This window comes from Mesocryomonas fontinalis (assembly GCF_055730125.2).
In genome coordinates this window covers 937361-951563 of the sequence record NZ_JBUZWG020000001.1, presented here as the reverse complement: position 1 = coordinate 951563, position 14203 = coordinate 937361, and the positions used below count along the sequence as shown (strand labels likewise).

The 14203-nt window shown below is 64.8% G+C and carries 12 protein-coding genes; 6 read left to right on the top strand and 6 right to left on the bottom strand.

The features are described from left to right. Nucleotides 1–5: 5 nt before the first annotated feature. The 4 genes from glyA to ACZL02_RS04335 all read right to left on the bottom strand — a co-directional run bounded on the left by glyA (nucleotide 6) and on the right by ACZL02_RS04335 (nucleotide 4270). Complete coding sequence (gene glyA / locus ACZL02_RS04350; protein ID WP_472938936.1) at nucleotides 6–1322, bottom strand: serine hydroxymethyltransferase; 1317 nt, start codon at nucleotides 1320–1322, stop codon at nucleotides 6–8. 171 nt (nucleotides 1323–1493) lie between these two features. Next, entirely contained in the window at nucleotides 1494–2840 is a 1347-nt protein-coding gene (locus ACZL02_RS04345; protein WP_472938935.1) for a L,D-transpeptidase family protein, read from the bottom strand. A gap of 307 nt (nucleotides 2841–3147) precedes the next feature. Next, nucleotides 3148–3657: a transcriptional regulator LdtR gene (ldtR, locus tag ACZL02_RS04340; protein WP_472931626.1), complete on the bottom strand. Its 510-nt coding sequence runs from the start codon at nucleotides 3655–3657 to the stop codon at nucleotides 3148–3150. A gap of 184 nt (nucleotides 3658–3841) precedes the next feature. Then, the gene (locus ACZL02_RS04335) at nucleotides 3842–4270 is read right to left on the bottom strand and encodes a DUF6163 family protein (RefSeq protein ID WP_472938934.1); all 429 of its coding nucleotides are present in this window, start codon (nucleotides 4268–4270) and stop codon (nucleotides 3842–3844) included. Nucleotides 4271–4665: 395 nt separating this feature from the next. Here ACZL02_RS04335 and hemB point away from each other — a divergent pair, with 395 nt between their 5' ends. The 3 genes from hemB to ACZL02_RS04320 all read left to right on the top strand — a co-directional run bounded on the left by hemB (nucleotide 4666) and on the right by ACZL02_RS04320 (nucleotide 7175). Beyond that, nucleotides 4666–5688, top strand: coding sequence for a porphobilinogen synthase (hemB, locus tag ACZL02_RS04330; RefSeq protein ID WP_472938933.1), 1023 nt, complete (start codon nucleotides 4666–4668; stop codon nucleotides 5686–5688). 116 nt (nucleotides 5689–5804) lie between these two features. Then, a complete protein-coding gene (locus tag ACZL02_RS04325; RefSeq protein WP_472938932.1) occupies nucleotides 5805–6269 on the top strand; it encodes an RDD family protein in 465 nt (154 codons plus the stop codon). Nucleotides 6270–6398: 129 nt separating this feature from the next. Continuing rightward, the gene (locus ACZL02_RS04320) at nucleotides 6399–7175 is read left to right on the top strand and encodes an arginyltransferase (protein ID WP_472938931.1); all 777 of its coding nucleotides are present in this window, start codon (nucleotides 6399–6401) and stop codon (nucleotides 7173–7175) included. A gap of 17 nt (nucleotides 7176–7192) precedes the next feature. Here the strand turns inward: ACZL02_RS04320 and ACZL02_RS04315 are convergent, their stop codons facing one another. Then, on the bottom strand, nucleotides 7193–7645 hold the full coding sequence (locus ACZL02_RS04315) for a DNA polymerase III subunit chi (RefSeq protein WP_472938930.1): 453 nt from the start codon (nucleotides 7643–7645) through the stop codon (nucleotides 7193–7195). A gap of 21 nt (nucleotides 7646–7666) precedes the next feature. Next, entirely contained in the window at nucleotides 7667–9169 is a 1503-nt protein-coding gene (locus ACZL02_RS04310) for a leucyl aminopeptidase (RefSeq protein ID WP_472938929.1), read from the bottom strand. Nucleotides 9170–9461: 292 nt separating this feature from the next. Between ACZL02_RS04310 and ACZL02_RS04305 the strand changes: the two genes are divergently transcribed. The 3 genes from ACZL02_RS04305 to ACZL02_RS04295 all read left to right on the top strand — a co-directional run bounded on the left by ACZL02_RS04305 (nucleotide 9462) and on the right by ACZL02_RS04295 (nucleotide 14129). After that, nucleotides 9462–10655 (top strand): LptF/LptG family permease, encoded by a 1194-nt coding sequence (locus ACZL02_RS04305; RefSeq protein ID WP_472938928.1) that lies wholly within the window; start codon nucleotides 9462–9464, stop codon nucleotides 10653–10655. Further along, a complete protein-coding gene (gene lptG, locus ACZL02_RS04300; RefSeq protein ID WP_472938927.1) occupies nucleotides 10652–11734 on the top strand; it encodes an LPS export ABC transporter permease LptG in 1083 nt (360 codons plus the stop codon). The genes ACZL02_RS04305 and lptG overlap by 4 nt, the downstream gene beginning before the upstream one ends. 121 nt (nucleotides 11735–11855) lie before the next feature. Further along, on the top strand, nucleotides 11856–14129 hold the full coding sequence (locus ACZL02_RS04295; RefSeq protein ID WP_472938926.1) for an LPS-assembly protein LptD: 2274 nt from the start codon (nucleotides 11856–11858) through the stop codon (nucleotides 14127–14129). The last annotated feature ends 74 nt before the right edge of the window (nucleotides 14130–14203 follow it).

Here is a 14203-nt window from a genome sequence, read left to right as displayed (position 1 = left end):
CTCAGCTAGCCGAGGCCGGCATAGATCGGGAAGCGCGCCGTCATCGCCAGCACCCTCTCCTTCACGCTGGCCTCCACTGCGGAATTGCCCTCGTCGGAGTTCGACGCCTTCAGGCCGTCGAGAACCTCGACGATCAGCTTGCCGACCTCGCGGAACTCCTCGGTGCCGAAGCCGCGCGTGGTCGCCGCCGGCGTGCCGAGACGAATGCCGGAGGTGACGGCCGGCTTTTCCGGATCGTTCGGCACGGCGTTCTTGTTGCAGGTGATGCCGGCACGGCCGAGCGCGGTTTCGGACGACTTGCCGTTCAACAGCTTCGGCCTGAGGTCGACCAGCATCAGGTGCGTGTCGGTGCCGCCGGAGACGATGCCGAGACCGCCCTCCACCAGCGTTTCGGCGAGGACCCTGGCGTTCTCGGCGACGGCGTTCATGTAGCTCTTGTAGGCGGGTGTCAGCGCCTCGCCGAAGGCGACGGCCTTGCCGGCGATGACGTGCATCAGCGGGCCGCCCTGCAGGCCGGGGAAGATCGCCGAGTTGATCTTCTTGGCGATCGCCTCGTCATTGGTCAGCACCAGGCCGCCGCGCGGACCACGCAAGGTCTTGTGCGTCGTCGAGGTCGCGACATGGGCGTGCGGGAACGGGCTCGGATGAACGCCACCGGCGACGAGACCGGCGAAATGCGCCATGTCGACCCAGAGGATCGCGCCGACCTTGTCGGCGATGGCGCGGAAGCGCGCGAAATCGATGACGCGCGAATAGGCCGAGCCGCCGGCGATGATGATGGCCGGCTTCGACTCCTCGGCAAGACGCTCGACCTGATCGTAGTCGATCAGCCCGGTCGCGAGATCGAGACCGTACTGGACGGCGTTGAACCACTTGCCCGACATGTTCGGCTTGGCACCGTGCGTCAGATGGCCGCCGGCGTCGAGGCTCATGCCGAGAAGGGTCTCGCCCGGCTTCGACAGCGCGAGGAGAACCGCCTGGTTGGCCTGGCTGCCGGAGTTCGGCTGGACGTTGGCAAAGCCGCAGCCGAACAGCTCCTTGGCGCGGTCGATGGCCAGCTGCTCGACGACGTCGACATACTCGCAGCCGCCGTAGTAGCGGCGGCCGGGATAGCCCTCGGCATACTTGTTGGTGAGGACGGAGCCCTGCGCTTCCAGGACCGCGCGCGAGACGATGTTCTCGGAGGCGATCAGCTCGATCTCGTGCTGCTGGCGCTTCAGTTCGCCCCGCATCGCGTCGAACAGCGCGGGATCGGCGGTCGCGATGCCGCTGGAGAAGAAGCCGTCGGCGACGGTGCTCGGCGCGGTGTTAGCCTCGGACATTCCGGTCACTCCGATTTCTGGGCGGGCGAATACCCGCGGGAACCCACTCGCCCGATACCATAGGTCCGGAAGCCGCGCCAAGCGTCCGAACGCGACGTTCACCGGTCCTAAAGCGAAACGGCCGGGGACTTGGGGTCCCCGGCCGTTTCAAATATCCGAAATGACGGCGTGTCAGTAAGGCTGATCTTCGGCCGGCGCCTGCGTCTGCACCTGCTCGCCGCTGCTGTAGGCCGTGGTCGACAGGTCGTTCATCGCCAGCAACTCGGAGCCGTCGCGGTGGTAGATATCGTCACGGAACTGCACCACCGACGGATCGGTCGCCCAGGCGCTGATATAGGTGAAGTAGACCGGGACGGGGCTCTTGAGGTCGATGTCCTGGCGCGTCCGCGCCGCGATGATCTTCTCGATGGTCTGGCGATCCCAGCCACCCTCGTCGCGGGCCAGCCAGACAACGAGGTCGCGCACGTTCTGGACGCGCACGCAGCCCGACGATTCGAAGCGCATCAGCTTGGAGAACAGGCTCTGCTGCGGCGTGTCGTGCATGTAGACGGCATGCGGGTTCGGGAAGTTGATCTTCACCGAGCTCATCGCGTTGTTCTTGCCCGGGTTCTGGCGGAACAGGTAGCGCGTCGCGTCGTCCGAATTCCAGTTGATCGACTCCGGCGGGATCTCGCTGCCATCCGGCGCAAAGATGTGGATGTCGTTCTTCGTCAGATATTGCGGGTTCTTCTGCATCAGCGGGATGATGTCCTTGCGGACGATCGAGACCGGAGCATGCCAGTAGGGGTTCAGGTTGAGGTTGGTGATCTTCGAATTGAGGATCGGCGTCTGGCGATCGATCTTGCCGACGACGGCGGTATGGCGCTGGACGACACGGCCGTTCTCGACCGCCTCGATGGCCGCCGCGGGAATGTTCACCATCACGAAGCGGCCGCCGAGGAAGCCGTTCATCGCCTGCAGGCGGACAAGGTTGGTCTGCAGCTGGCCAAGGCGAATATCGGCCGGCACGTTCAGCGCCTTGTAGGAATAGGTCGAGATGACGCCGTCGCTCGGCAGGCCATGGCGCGCCTGGAAACGCTTGGCGGCCGCATCGACATAGGTATCGAACGACTGCGAGAGGCCGGCCGACTGCGGCAGATCGCCCGACACCATCAGGCGCTGGCGGAGCACCGACACGGTCGGGCTCTGGACGCCAAGCTGCAGCTTCTCCTGGTCCGGCACCATCGGCCAGCCGCCGGCGCCGACGATCTGCCGGTACTGCTCGATCGCCTGCTGGAGCGACGTGACGGTATTCTGCGAGAAGACCGGCTCGTTCGAGGCGACGCGGACGGTGTTGGAGCCGCGGGTGTCGAACTGGTCGTCCCAGTTGCCCCGTCCGCTCGAGCGCAGAAGATCGTCCATCGCCGACTGGGCGCGGCTGACACCCGGCAACATCAGCGCGCCCGCAGCGGCCGTCCCTGCGAAGAAGGCGCGGCGTGAGATCGCCGTCGATTCGAAGCCGGTCTTGGCCTTCGTCATGTCTAATCCTATCAAATCGGCTAGGGTCTCGGCCTGGGGCGGACCATCGTTTTCCAACACCCTTATGGAGTGAACTTGGTAAACGGACCGCAAACGGCCTTAGATCCGCGCAAGAACGGTGTGTGCGCCGAGGACGACACGGCAATATGGCCAAAGCGTGGATTTGCCGGCCCCTACAAGTACTTCCTCATGACCGGTGCGACTTTTACGCAACGAAAAGGCCCCGTGTCCCACTGGGGTCACGAGGCCTTGATCTGATGACGTCGAGGTGATCCGGTCGCCGAACGAGAGCAGACCGTCGAAAAACCTAGAGACGATACAGGATCTGGTCGTTCCAGAACCGGTCGAGGCGCTGCAGCGACTTGTTCATCTTGGTGAACTCCTGCTCGTCGAGGCCGCCGACCTTGTCGATCGAGCCGATGTGCCGGTCGTAGAGCTCAGCCACCTTGGCGGCGATCTCGGTGCCGGTCTCGGTCAGCTGGACCCGAACGGCGCGGCGGTCGACCCGCGAGCGCTGATGGTCGATGAAGCCGAGGTCGACGAGCTTCTTGAGGTTATAGGAAACGTTGGAGCCGAGGTAGAAGCCCCGCGAGCGCAGCTCGCCGGCGGTCAGCACCGAGTCGCCGATGTTGAAGAGCAGAAGCGCCTGGACGGCGTTGATGTCGGTACGGCCGCTGCGCTCGAACTCGTCCTTGATCACGTCAAGCAGGCGGCGGTGCAGGCGCTCGACCAGCTGGACGGTTTCCAGGTATAGCGACTTCAGTTCGATCTTCTGTTCCGGCTGGGCATCGACGTCGTGTTTGATCTGCGTGTTCATAGTATAGGCTCCGCTGTTGCTTTTGATGAGTGCTCTCGTTCGGCTTCATCTTGAGACCAACAATAGGCAGCGCGCCTAAAATTCGAATTAAAACGCAGGCTTAATGTGATCTTACCTCGGCAGGATCGCCCCTCTTGCTTAATGAATTCCCCGGGGAATGCTTACTGATTTGTTCAAACTCACGCTAACCTCGGCGGTGCAGGCGTTGGCGGGTTACCCACCAGTCGATGAGCCGCAGCACCAGGAGCATGGACAGGCCGGAAATGTGGAGGATGACGAGGAGTGTCACGCCGCCGAACAGCTCGGGAAAGACCCCGTGCATGATAATTTCCACCGCCGCGACGATCGCCCAGGTGACGGCGCCCCACGAGACGGCCATCCAGAGCCCGACGCCAGCGACCGGATAGAGGACGGCAAGAGCCGGCGCCGCGATCTTCCACCAGAGTGGCATCAGGTCGAATCGGTTGAGCGGCCCGTCATAAATGCCGACGAGCCGGATCCAGGTCTCGACGCCGAGCATGAAGAGACAGACGCCGGCGACTCGCAGCAGCGTGACCGTGAGCAATCGGTTCAGCCTGTCGGCCTTTTCCTCGGGCGGGACGGCGATGGTCATGCAGGGTGGGTTTCCTGGAAGCTGCGGTTCGTCGGCGGGCGCATTCGGACAAACTAGGAAGGCGTGGTGGTCGGCCGATCGAGAAGCGGCCGATATCGCCGACAAATTCGCGTGACGCTCCCATTGCGGAAAGTCGGCACGCGGATATCGGCAGGAGGAAGCTTCGCCCGCCTGCCTGTCCAGCGGTGCCAACGCTAAGGTCCGCTGACGAGGGGGTCAATCACGCCGGCCGGCGGAACCCCGGTTTATCCCTCCCGCAGCCATCCGATCCGAACCGCCGTCCGGCGCAGGCGTTGATGCCGCCCCCCGGTATGCTTTAGAAGACATCTAATCTCCAGAGCCGTCGGCCGACCATGGGCAAGCCGCGACTTCATCCTCGGACCCGGATTTCCCTCATGTCAGACAGCAGCAAGGTAAGCGCCCGCATCAACGCGGCGACCGGCGGGCTTAGGCTTCGGCGCATGCGCCAGAGCGAATGGTCGCGCCGTCTGGTGCGCGAGACATCCGTCGGTGCCAGCGACCTGATCTGGCCGATTTTCGTGCGTGAGGGCGGCGGCCCCGACGAGCCGGTGCCTTCGATGCCGGGGGTGATGCGTTTCTCGGTCGAGCGCAGCGTCGACGCGGCCAAGGAAGCGCGGGACCTCGGCATTCCCGTCGTCGCGCTGTTCCCCTTCACCGAGAACGCGCTGCGCGACGAGCGCGGCAGCGAGGCGCTGAACGAAAACAATCTCGTCTGCCGTGCCACGCGGGCGATCAAGGCCGCGGTGCCGGAAGTCGGCATTATGTGCGACGTCGCGCTCGACCCCTATACCAGCCATGGCCATGACGGCGTCCTGCGCGGCGACCGCATCGACAACGACGAATCGGTCGAAGTGCTCTGCCGGCAGGCGCTGGTGCAGGCGAAGGCTGGCTGCGACATCATCGGCCCGTCCGACATGATGGACGGTCGCGTCGCCTGCATCCGGTCGGAGCTCGACGCGGAAGGTCTCGCGGACACGATGATCATGTCCTACGCCGCGAAATACGCCTCGGCCTTCTACGGCCCGTTCCGCGACGCCGTCGGTTCCGGCGGCATCTTGAAAGGCGACAAGCGCACCTACCAGATGGACTACGGCAATGCCGAGGAGGCCTTCCGGGAGGCCGAGCAGGACATCGCCGAGGGCGCCGACATGATCATGGTCAAGCCGGGCATGCCCTATCTCGACATCCTGTCGCGGCTCGTCGGTGCCTTCAACCTGCCGATCTTCGCCTATCAGACCTCGGGCGAGTACTCGATGATCATGGCGGCGGCCGGCAATGGATGGCTGGACGGCGACAAGGCGATGATGGAGAGCGCCGCCGCGTTCAAGCGCGCCGGGGCTGCAGGCGTGCTCACCTACTTCGCGCCGCGGATCGCCCGCATGCTGAAGGAGCAGTAGGCCAGTACAGGTGATGCGGGCGTTGCAGGCGTCATTGAAGCGGGGCGCCGGGTTTCCCATCTCAAGGGCGTGCCGCCGCTGACTGTCGGCCGCCCTTGAAGGAAACCGGAACCGCCATGAGTGACCAGACCATCGACGGAGCTCGCCGCACCGATCTCGACGCGCCGCGACTGTATGATGGCGTTCGCTCGCGGCGGATCTTCGGCTTCATCGCCGACTACACGCTGATTCTGCTGCTGTCGGTTCCGGCCGCGATCGTGGTCGGCCTCCTCGGCATCCTGACGCTCGGGCTCGGCTGGATGCTCTACGGCATCCTCCTGCCGCTGATCGCCATCCTCTATGTCGGCTTCACCATGGGCGGCAGGGCGCAGGCAACGCCGGGCATGCGGCTCGCCGGCGTTCGGCTGGAACGGCTCGACGGCGGCAAGGTCGACCCGGCCCTCGCCATATTGCACGGCGTCATCTTCTGGGCATCGAACGCTGTGCTGACGCCGTTCGTGCTGCTGGTCGCCCTGTTCACCCCGCGCAAGCAGCTGCTGCAGGACCTGTTGCTCGGCACGGTCGTCGTCCGCAACCGCTAGGCTTGCCCGCAGCCGCACGTCGAGCATCTATCCCAGCGTGAGGCCAGTGTTCCAAAGCTGGCTTTCCTGTGATTATCTCGACACAACACGGTACGGGGACAGTTCCTCGTCAGGAAGGGTCGCGTACTGATGACTGCCCATCCGCAGACACCTCAGTTCTTCCTCACATCGCCCTCTCCTTGCCCGTATCTCGCTGGACAGTTCGAACGGAAGGTATTCACCCATCTCGTCGGGGAACGGGCGCCGGAGCTGCTTGACCTCCTGACGCAAGGCGGATTCAGGCGTAGCCAGAACATCGCCTACCGGCCGGCCTGCGAGCGCTGCCGGTCCTGCATTTCGGTGCGAATCCTCGTCGACCAGTTCCAGCCGACGAAATCGATGAAACGGGTCATGGCGCGCAACCGCGACCTCGTCGGCCGGGTCGACAAGGCGGTGCCCTCGACGGAGCAGTACGCGCTGTTTCGGCGCTATCTCGACGACCGTCACGCCCGCGGCGGGATGTCCGAGATGTCGGTTCTCGACTACGCGATGATGGTCGAGGACAGCCAGGTCGACACCCGCCTCATTCAATACCGTCGCCGTGGGCCGGACTCCGGCTTCCTCGCCTCGTCCGACCGGCAGCTCGTCGCCACGGCGCTGAGCGACGTGATGGGCGACGGGATGTCGATGGTCTACTCGTTCTTCGACCCCGACGAGCACGAGCGCAGCCTCGGCACCTACATGATCCTCGACCACATCGAGCGGACGAAGAAGCTCGGTCTGCCCTACCTCTACCTCGGCTACTGGGTGAAAGGATCGCGCAAGATGGACTACAAGATCCGGTATCTGCCGCAGGAGCACCTGCAGCCGAAAGGCTGGGAGCCCTACGTGCCAGACCCGGAGGAGGACGTGCCCGACGCGGTCTGACCGCCTGGCAGCTGGCCTCAGGCCTTCTTGACCCAGCGACGGTCGTCGGTCTGCTGCCAATAGGTGACGGCATGTCCCGCAGCCTTCTCGATGCTCCAGCGACGCCGGGCGCTCGCGACCTGTTCCTGGTCGTGGCCGTCGAAGAGATAGACGCCCCGCAGATAATGCTCGAGCGAATCGGGTACGGCGCCCTCCACCATGAAGCGGCACTGCGGATCGTTGGCGGCCTGGGCCGGGTCGACCGTTAGGAGGATCGGCTGCAGCGCGCCGCTGGAGTCGGCATCGGTGCCGTGCGGCAGGAAGGACTCTTCGCGAAACACCCAGAGGTGCTGGTCCAGCGCATCGCGGCGCTCGCCGGTCATCGCCTGCACGACGACCCGCCATCCGCGCGCGAGGCTCTTCTCGAGGAGGTCCGGAAGGGCCTCCTCGAGCCGGCTTTCGGTGAGGTGGTAGAACAGCACTTCGGCCACGACCGCCCCTTTGACTTTCCGTTACTTCGCTTCGTAGTCCGCCTCGACCAGCTGGTTCAAGAGCCGTACGCCGAAGCCCGAGGCCCAGGACTGGTTGTACTCGTTGGATGGCGAGCCCATCGCCGTACCGGCGATATCGAGATGCGCCCAAGGCACGTCGTTGACGAAGCGCTGCAGGAACTGCGCGGCGGTGATCGACCCGGCGGCACGGCCGCTGCCGACGTTCTTGATGTCGGCGAACTTGCCTTCGATCAGCTTGTCGTATTCCGGCGCGAGCGGCAGTCGCCAGACCTTCTCCCCGGTCAACTTGCCGGCGGCGTGCAGTCGCTCGGACAGCTCGTCGTTGTTGGAGAAGAGGCCGGCATTGTGGTTGCCGAGCGCGACGATCACCGCGCCCGTCAGCGTGGCGAGGTCGACCATGAACTTCGGCTGGAAACGCTGCTGGCAGTACCAGAGCGCGTCGGCGAGCACGAGCCGGCCCTCGGCATCGGTGTTGATGACCTCGATCGTCGTACCGGACATGGCGGTGACGATGTCTCCCGGCCGCTGCGCGTTGCCGTCAACGGCATTCTCGACGAGGCCGACGATGCCGACGACATTGACCTTGGCCTTGCGGCCGGCGAGCGCGCGCATCAGGCCGACGACCGCCGCCGAGCCGCCCATGTCGCCCTTCATGTCCTCCATGCCGCCGGCGGGCTTGATCGAAACGCCGCCGGTGTCGAAGACGACGCCCTTGCCGACGAAGGCGATCGGCGCCTCGCCCTCGGTCCCGCCGTTCCAACGCATGATGGCAAGTCGGGCCGGACGCGGCGAACCCTGCGCGACGCCGAGGAGCGCCCACATCTTCAGTTCGGTCATCTCGGCTTCGGTAAGGATCTCAATCTCGAGGCCATACGGGGCGAGCGCGGCGATCTGGGCGGCGTACTCGACCGGGCCGAGCACGTTGGCCGGCTCGTTGACGAGGTCGCGGGCGAGCATCACGCCCTCGGTGATCGCCTCGGACCGCGCGAAGGCCGCGGCCGCGGCGGCTGAGTCGCTGACGGCAAGGGTCACGCTTCCCGCGACGTCCTTCGTCTCCTCCTCGTCGCCGTTCTTCGGCTTCTTCGATTTATACCGGTCGAAGTTATAGCCGCGCAGAATCACGCCCGCCGCCAGAGCGGCCGCAGATGCGCCGTCCACCGCCGCATCTGCTGCATCGCACCATAACGTGATGACCTCGGCGCCCTTCGTCTTGGCGGCCGCGATACCGCCGAGCTTCATCCAGTCTTCCTCGCCGAGCGGCGTCTCGCCATGCGTGCCGATGACGAGGATCCGGTCGACGTCGAGGCCCGCGGGTGCCAGCAGTTCGAGGGTCGAAAGCCGCTTGCCGGTGAACTTCGCGATCCCCGCCGCGCGCTGGACGAGATCGCCGATCGCGGCCGGTACGGAGCTGGCCAGCGACGGGCCCTGCCCTGCGAAAACAACGAGAACGCCCGCCGTCGGCAAGGCGAGTGCGGAGAACTGGATGGACGGTTTCTTCGACATGGAAACTCCGTAGGGAAGAGAGCGCTCGCCCGGGCATGCGAGCCTGGTCGCACCTTGTAGCCGCTAAGCCAGCCGTGGTGCAAAGGACACAGGCGCTATCATGGAAGCAGGCGGCCGCTTGGCAAGGCTGTGCAAGGCCCGCCACCCCGGTTAAGGGTTCGTTAACCACCCTTGTTCGCCCTTCTTTAGCCAAGCTGCTGCACTCTCAGGCACGGATGAGCATCAGAACCGACAGGGGGGAACCTCTCCGCACCGTGACCGAGGCCGAGAAGACCATAGAGACGACGACGCCATGAGCCTTCTCGAACGCTACATCTTCAGACGGGCCATGGTGTTCAGCCTGGGCTCTCTGGCGTCTCTCGTCCTGATCGTCTGGGTGGTCCAGGCGCTGCAGCGCATCGATATCGTGCGCACCACAGCCTCGGCTGCCGGCAACATCTTCTGGATTGCCCTGATGCTGATCCCGGATCTTGCGGCCGGCGTCGTGCCGTTCGCGGTGGTGATCGGCGCCGTCCAGGCACTAAATTCTTTGAACGCCGACAGCGAGCGAGCGGTGATCTCCTCGTCTGGCGCCTCCTCGGCGGTGGTCATCCGGCCGATCCTCTACCTCGGCATCGTCGCCGCCATGCTCGTCCTGTTCATCTCGCACGTGCTGGGCCCGATGGCGCAACGCGGATTCTACGATGGCATCCGCACCATCAATGCCGATGCCATCACGCTGTTCCTGCAGCCGGGACGATTCGAGGAAGTGCAGGACGGCATGATCCTCAGCATCGGCGCGGTGAACGGCTCGACGGTGAAAAGCCTGTTCATCTCCGACCAGCGCGACCCGAGCCTCGATCTCACCTACTTCGCCAAGGAAGCAAAAATCCTCGAGCGCGACAAATCCTCGTATCTGCTGCTGTATGACGGCCAGCTGCACCGCCGTACCGCGGCCGACGGCGCGGTCTCGATCATCCAGTTCCAGACCTACGCCTTCGATCTCGCCAGCCTCCGGCCGGCCTCGGATGGCGACTGGGTGCGCACGTCCGAACGCTCGACCGCCGAACTCGCATTCCCCGATCCGAACGATGCCGACTTCCAGGCCAAGCCCAATTCCTACCGCAAGGAATTGGCGCAGCGGCTGTCCGACTGGCTGTACCCGATCGCCATGGCGCTCTGGGCGCTGGTGATGGCGAGCCAGCCACGCACCAACCGGCAAGGCCCGGGCATCGCGATGGCGTTGGGGCTGGCTGGCGCCCTGGTGCTGAAGGCGCTGGGCTTTGTCTCGATGTCGCTGGTCGACCGCGACCCGCGGCTGGTCTTCGTGATCTACCTCGTGCCGCTCTTCTCCATAGTCACCAGCATCGTGCTGCTCCGGCTCGACGTGAACATCTCGCAGCTCAGCCTGTTCGACCGGATCGGCGACGCGGTCGCCCGGGCTGCCCGGAGCCTTCGCGGCCTGGTGCCGATGCTCGCCCCCAGCGACGGGAAGCCACGGCGATGATGCGGCGCACGCTCAACCTCTACTTTTTCAAGCGCTATATCGTCAGCTTCTTCTCGTCGCTGGTGGTGGTGTTCGCGTTGGCCTACCTCATCGACATGATCGAGGTCAGCCGCCGCGGCCGCTTCGCCGATGTCAGCTTCGGCACCATCGCGCTCGTCTCGGCGCTGCGCATCCCGGCCTTCATCGAGCAGGCGTTTCCGTTCGTCATCCTGTTCTCCTCGATCTTCACCTTGCTGACGCTGAACAAGAAGCTGGAGCTGGTGGTAGCGCGGGCGTCGGGCGTGTCGGTCTGGCAGATCCTCGCGCCGTTCATCGTCGGCTCGATCCTGCTCGGGGCCGCGGCGACCTTCCTCTACAACCCGCTGGCGGCGATGGCGCAGGCCCAGTCCGCCAACATCGAGACGCAGCTCGGCAGCGGTAAGACCAAATCCAGCACGGGCCTTGCCCCCTGGCTGCGGCAGAGCGGCGAAGGCGTCGAGTCGATCATCGGTGCCAAGGCGGTGTCGGATGGCGGCCTGAAGCTCGGCGGCGTGACCGCCTTCATCCTCGCCGACGACGGCACGGTGCGGGACCGGATCGACGCTCCCAGCGCGACGCTCGTCGAGAATGCCTGGCTGATCGATTCGCCGACCGTGACCCGGATCGGCTACTCCCCGGAGAAGCCGGCGAACTATCGCCTGCCGACGACGCTGCGCGCGGAGTTCATCGAGCAGAAGCTCGCCGACCCGCAGGCCATTCCGATCTGGGATCTCTATTCCAAGATCGAGGTCGCCCGCAGTCTCGGATACAATGCCGAGGCATTCGCGATGCATTACAACACGCTGGTGGCCAAGCCCGCGCTGTTCGTCGCGATGACCCTCCTGGCCGCGACGGTGGCCATCCAATTTGCCAGAACTGGGCAGTCGAGCCGGACGATAATCGGTGGCATCACCGCCGGCTTCGTGCTTTACGTCGTAACGTTCCTCGCGCAAGCGCTGGGAAGCAATTCGGTTGTTCCACCGGTTGTGGCGGCGTGGTTCCCAGTCTTGGCAGCAGGCCTGTTCGGGGTGACGATCCTGCTTCACCAGGAGGATGGTTAGTATGGTAGCGACGGGGAAAACGCGCTTCATGGTGAGAACGGGCCGACACCTCACGCTTTCGGCGAGCGTGGCGCTGTGCGCCCTTCTGTCCAGCGGTCCCTCTGCTCTCGCTCAGGAACAGATGAACCCGCTCGGTGCGGCCGTAAAGGTCCCGAGCGACGCGCAGCTGTTCCTGGAGGCCGACACCGTCGTCTACGACCGCGACAAGTCGCTGGTGACGGCGGGCGGCGGCGTGCAGATAGACTACGGCGGCTACAAGCTCGTCGCCAAGAAGGTCACCTACAACCAGCAGACCAAGCGTCTCGTCGCCAGTGGTGACGTCGAGATGCTGCAGCCTGATGGCAATAAGGTCTACGCCGACAGCGCCGACATCACCGACGACTTCGCCGACGGCTTCATCACCGCGCTGCGCATCGAGACGCCCGACAACACGCGCTTCGCCGCGCAGGGCGCCGTGCGCGAGAGCGGCAACGTCACGACGTTCGAAAAGGGCATCTACACCGCGTGCGAGGCGTGCAAGAAGCACCCCGAGCGCGCGCCGCTGTGGCAGGTCAAGGCGCGCAAGATCGTCTGGGACCAGCAGGAAAAGGTCATCCGCTACTACGGCGCCAAGTTCGAGTTCTTCGGCCAGCCGATCGCCTACCTCCCCTACTTCCAGCAGGCCGACCCGACCATCAAGCGCAAGAGCGGCTTCCTGACGCCGTCCTTCAAGTCGTCCGACGACCTCGGCTACGGCTTGCGGGTGCCGTACTTCTTCGCGCTGTCCGACAGCTACGACATGACGGTCGCCGGCACCTATTACAGCAAGCAGGGCTTCCTCGGCGAAGTCGAGTACCGCCAGGCGTTCAGCAACGGCTACTTCACCTTGCAGGCCGCCGGCATCTCGCAGAACGACCCGACCAATTTCGACGCCAACAGCGTCGATCTCGGCGAGGTCAAGCGCGGCATGGTCGGCACCACCGGCCGGTTCGATCTCAGCGACCGCTGGACCTTCGGCTGGGACGTGCTGGCGCAGAGCGACAGCAACTTCTCGCAGACCTACGGCATCGAGAACTTCAACCAGACCTTCCACACGTCGGAAATCTACCTCAGCGGTCTCGGCGACCGCAGCTTCTTCGATCTGCGCGCCCAGCGCTTCGACATCCAGTCGAAGTACAACACGGGTGACCTCGACCAGGACAAGCAGCCCGAGATCCTGCCGACGCTCGACTACGAGACGATCAACGATTCACCGATCGGTGGCGGCGAGGTCGAGATCGACACCAATGTGGTTCACCTGCGCCGCCAGGAAGGCGCGCTCGGCCTGATCTGCGAGCCCGGCATGTTCGTCAACGGCAGCTGCGCCGAGTACCGCCGGGACGTCTACAACCGCAATGTACTGGAAGGCGACTACACCCGCGGCTCGACCAATGCCGAATGGCGCCGGACGCTGACGACCGATGGCGGACTGCTGCTGACCCCCTCGCTCGGGCTTCGCGGCGACCTCTATCAGTCCAACATGTCGGTGGCCGATGAGGGCAGCTTCGAGGGCGGGACCACCGTCGACGGCTCCGGCTTCCGGGGCATGGCGACGGCCGCGCTCGAGGCGCGTTATCCTATCCTCATCGAGGCCGCGAACTCCTCGCACGTCATCGAGCCGATCGGCCAGCTGATCATCCGGCCGGACGAGGCGAAGGCCGGCGAGTTGCCGAACGAGGACGCGCAGAGCCTCGTCTTCACCACGGGCAACCTGTTCGAGATGGACAAGTTCTCCGGCTATGACCGGATCGAGGGTGGCAGTCGCGCCAATGTCGGCCTGCGCTATGCCGGTACCTTCGCCACCGGTTACGCTCTTGATGCGATGGTCGGCCAGTCCTACCACATCTCCGGCGACAACCCGTACGACCAGATCGACCTCGCGCTCGTCGGCTTCGACTCAGGCCTCGAGACGGATCGGTCGGACTATGTCAGCTCGGTGACGCTCGGGACGCCGATCGGCCTGCAGTTCGGCGTGCAGGGCCGCTTCGACGAGAAGACGATGGACGTGCGCCGGACCGATCTCAGCACCGGCTACAGCAACAGCCACGGTAGCATCAACGCGACCTACTCCTTCATCGGCGCGCAGCCGATCTACGGCTCGCCGATCGATCGCAGCCAGATCTCGACCGGCGGCAACCTGAAGCTGAACGCGAACTGGACGGCCTATGGCTCGCTGAGCTACGACATCGAGAGCTCGACCCTCATCAGCAAGTCCGCGGGTCTCGGCTATCTCGACGAGTGCTTCAGCCTGCTGGCGACCTACACCAGCACCGAGAGCGCCTACCAGATCAACGACTCCCAGAAGAACACGGTGATGTTCACGCTCGGGCTCCGGACGATCGCCGACTTCGACTACAAGTATAAGATCGACGAGTAGCGGCACCATCGTTTCGACAAAAGAGCGATGTAGCGCAACGACATGCCCATCGTTCGAGACAGCTGCACGTCCAG

Coding starts and splice junctions, on each gene's coding strand:
- ACZL02_RS04335 (WP_472938934.1), bottom strand. CDS start 4,270: ATGACCATCGCCGTCCCGCCCGAGGAAAAGGCCGACAGGCTGAACCGA.
- ACZL02_RS04310 (WP_472938929.1), bottom strand. CDS start 9,169: ATGTCGAAGAAACCGTCCATCCAGTTCTCCGCACTCGCCTTGCCGACG.
- hemB (WP_472938933.1), top strand. CDS start 4,666: ATGTCAGACAGCAGCAAGGTAAGCGCCCGCATCAACGCGGCGACCGGC.
- ldtR (WP_472931626.1), bottom strand. CDS start 3,657: ATGAACACGCAGATCAAACACGACGTCGATGCCCAGCCGGAACAGAAG.
- lptG (WP_472938927.1), top strand. CDS start 10,652: ATGATGCGGCGCACGCTCAACCTCTACTTTTTCAAGCGCTATATCGTC.
- glyA (WP_472938936.1), bottom strand. CDS start 1,322: ATGTCCGAGGCTAACACCGCGCCGAGCACCGTCGCCGACGGCTTCTTC.
- ACZL02_RS04325 (WP_472938932.1), top strand. CDS start 5,805: ATGAGTGACCAGACCATCGACGGAGCTCGCCGCACCGATCTCGACGCG.
- ACZL02_RS04305 (WP_472938928.1), top strand. CDS start 9,462: ATGAGCCTTCTCGAACGCTACATCTTCAGACGGGCCATGGTGTTCAGC.
- ACZL02_RS04295 (WP_472938926.1), top strand. CDS start 11,856: ATGAACCCGCTCGGTGCGGCCGTAAAGGTCCCGAGCGACGCGCAGCTG.
- ACZL02_RS04345 (WP_472938935.1), bottom strand. CDS start 2,840: ATGACGAAGGCCAAGACCGGCTTCGAATCGACGGCGATCTCACGCCGC.
- ACZL02_RS04320 (WP_472938931.1), top strand. CDS start 6,399: ATGACTGCCCATCCGCAGACACCTCAGTTCTTCCTCACATCGCCCTCT.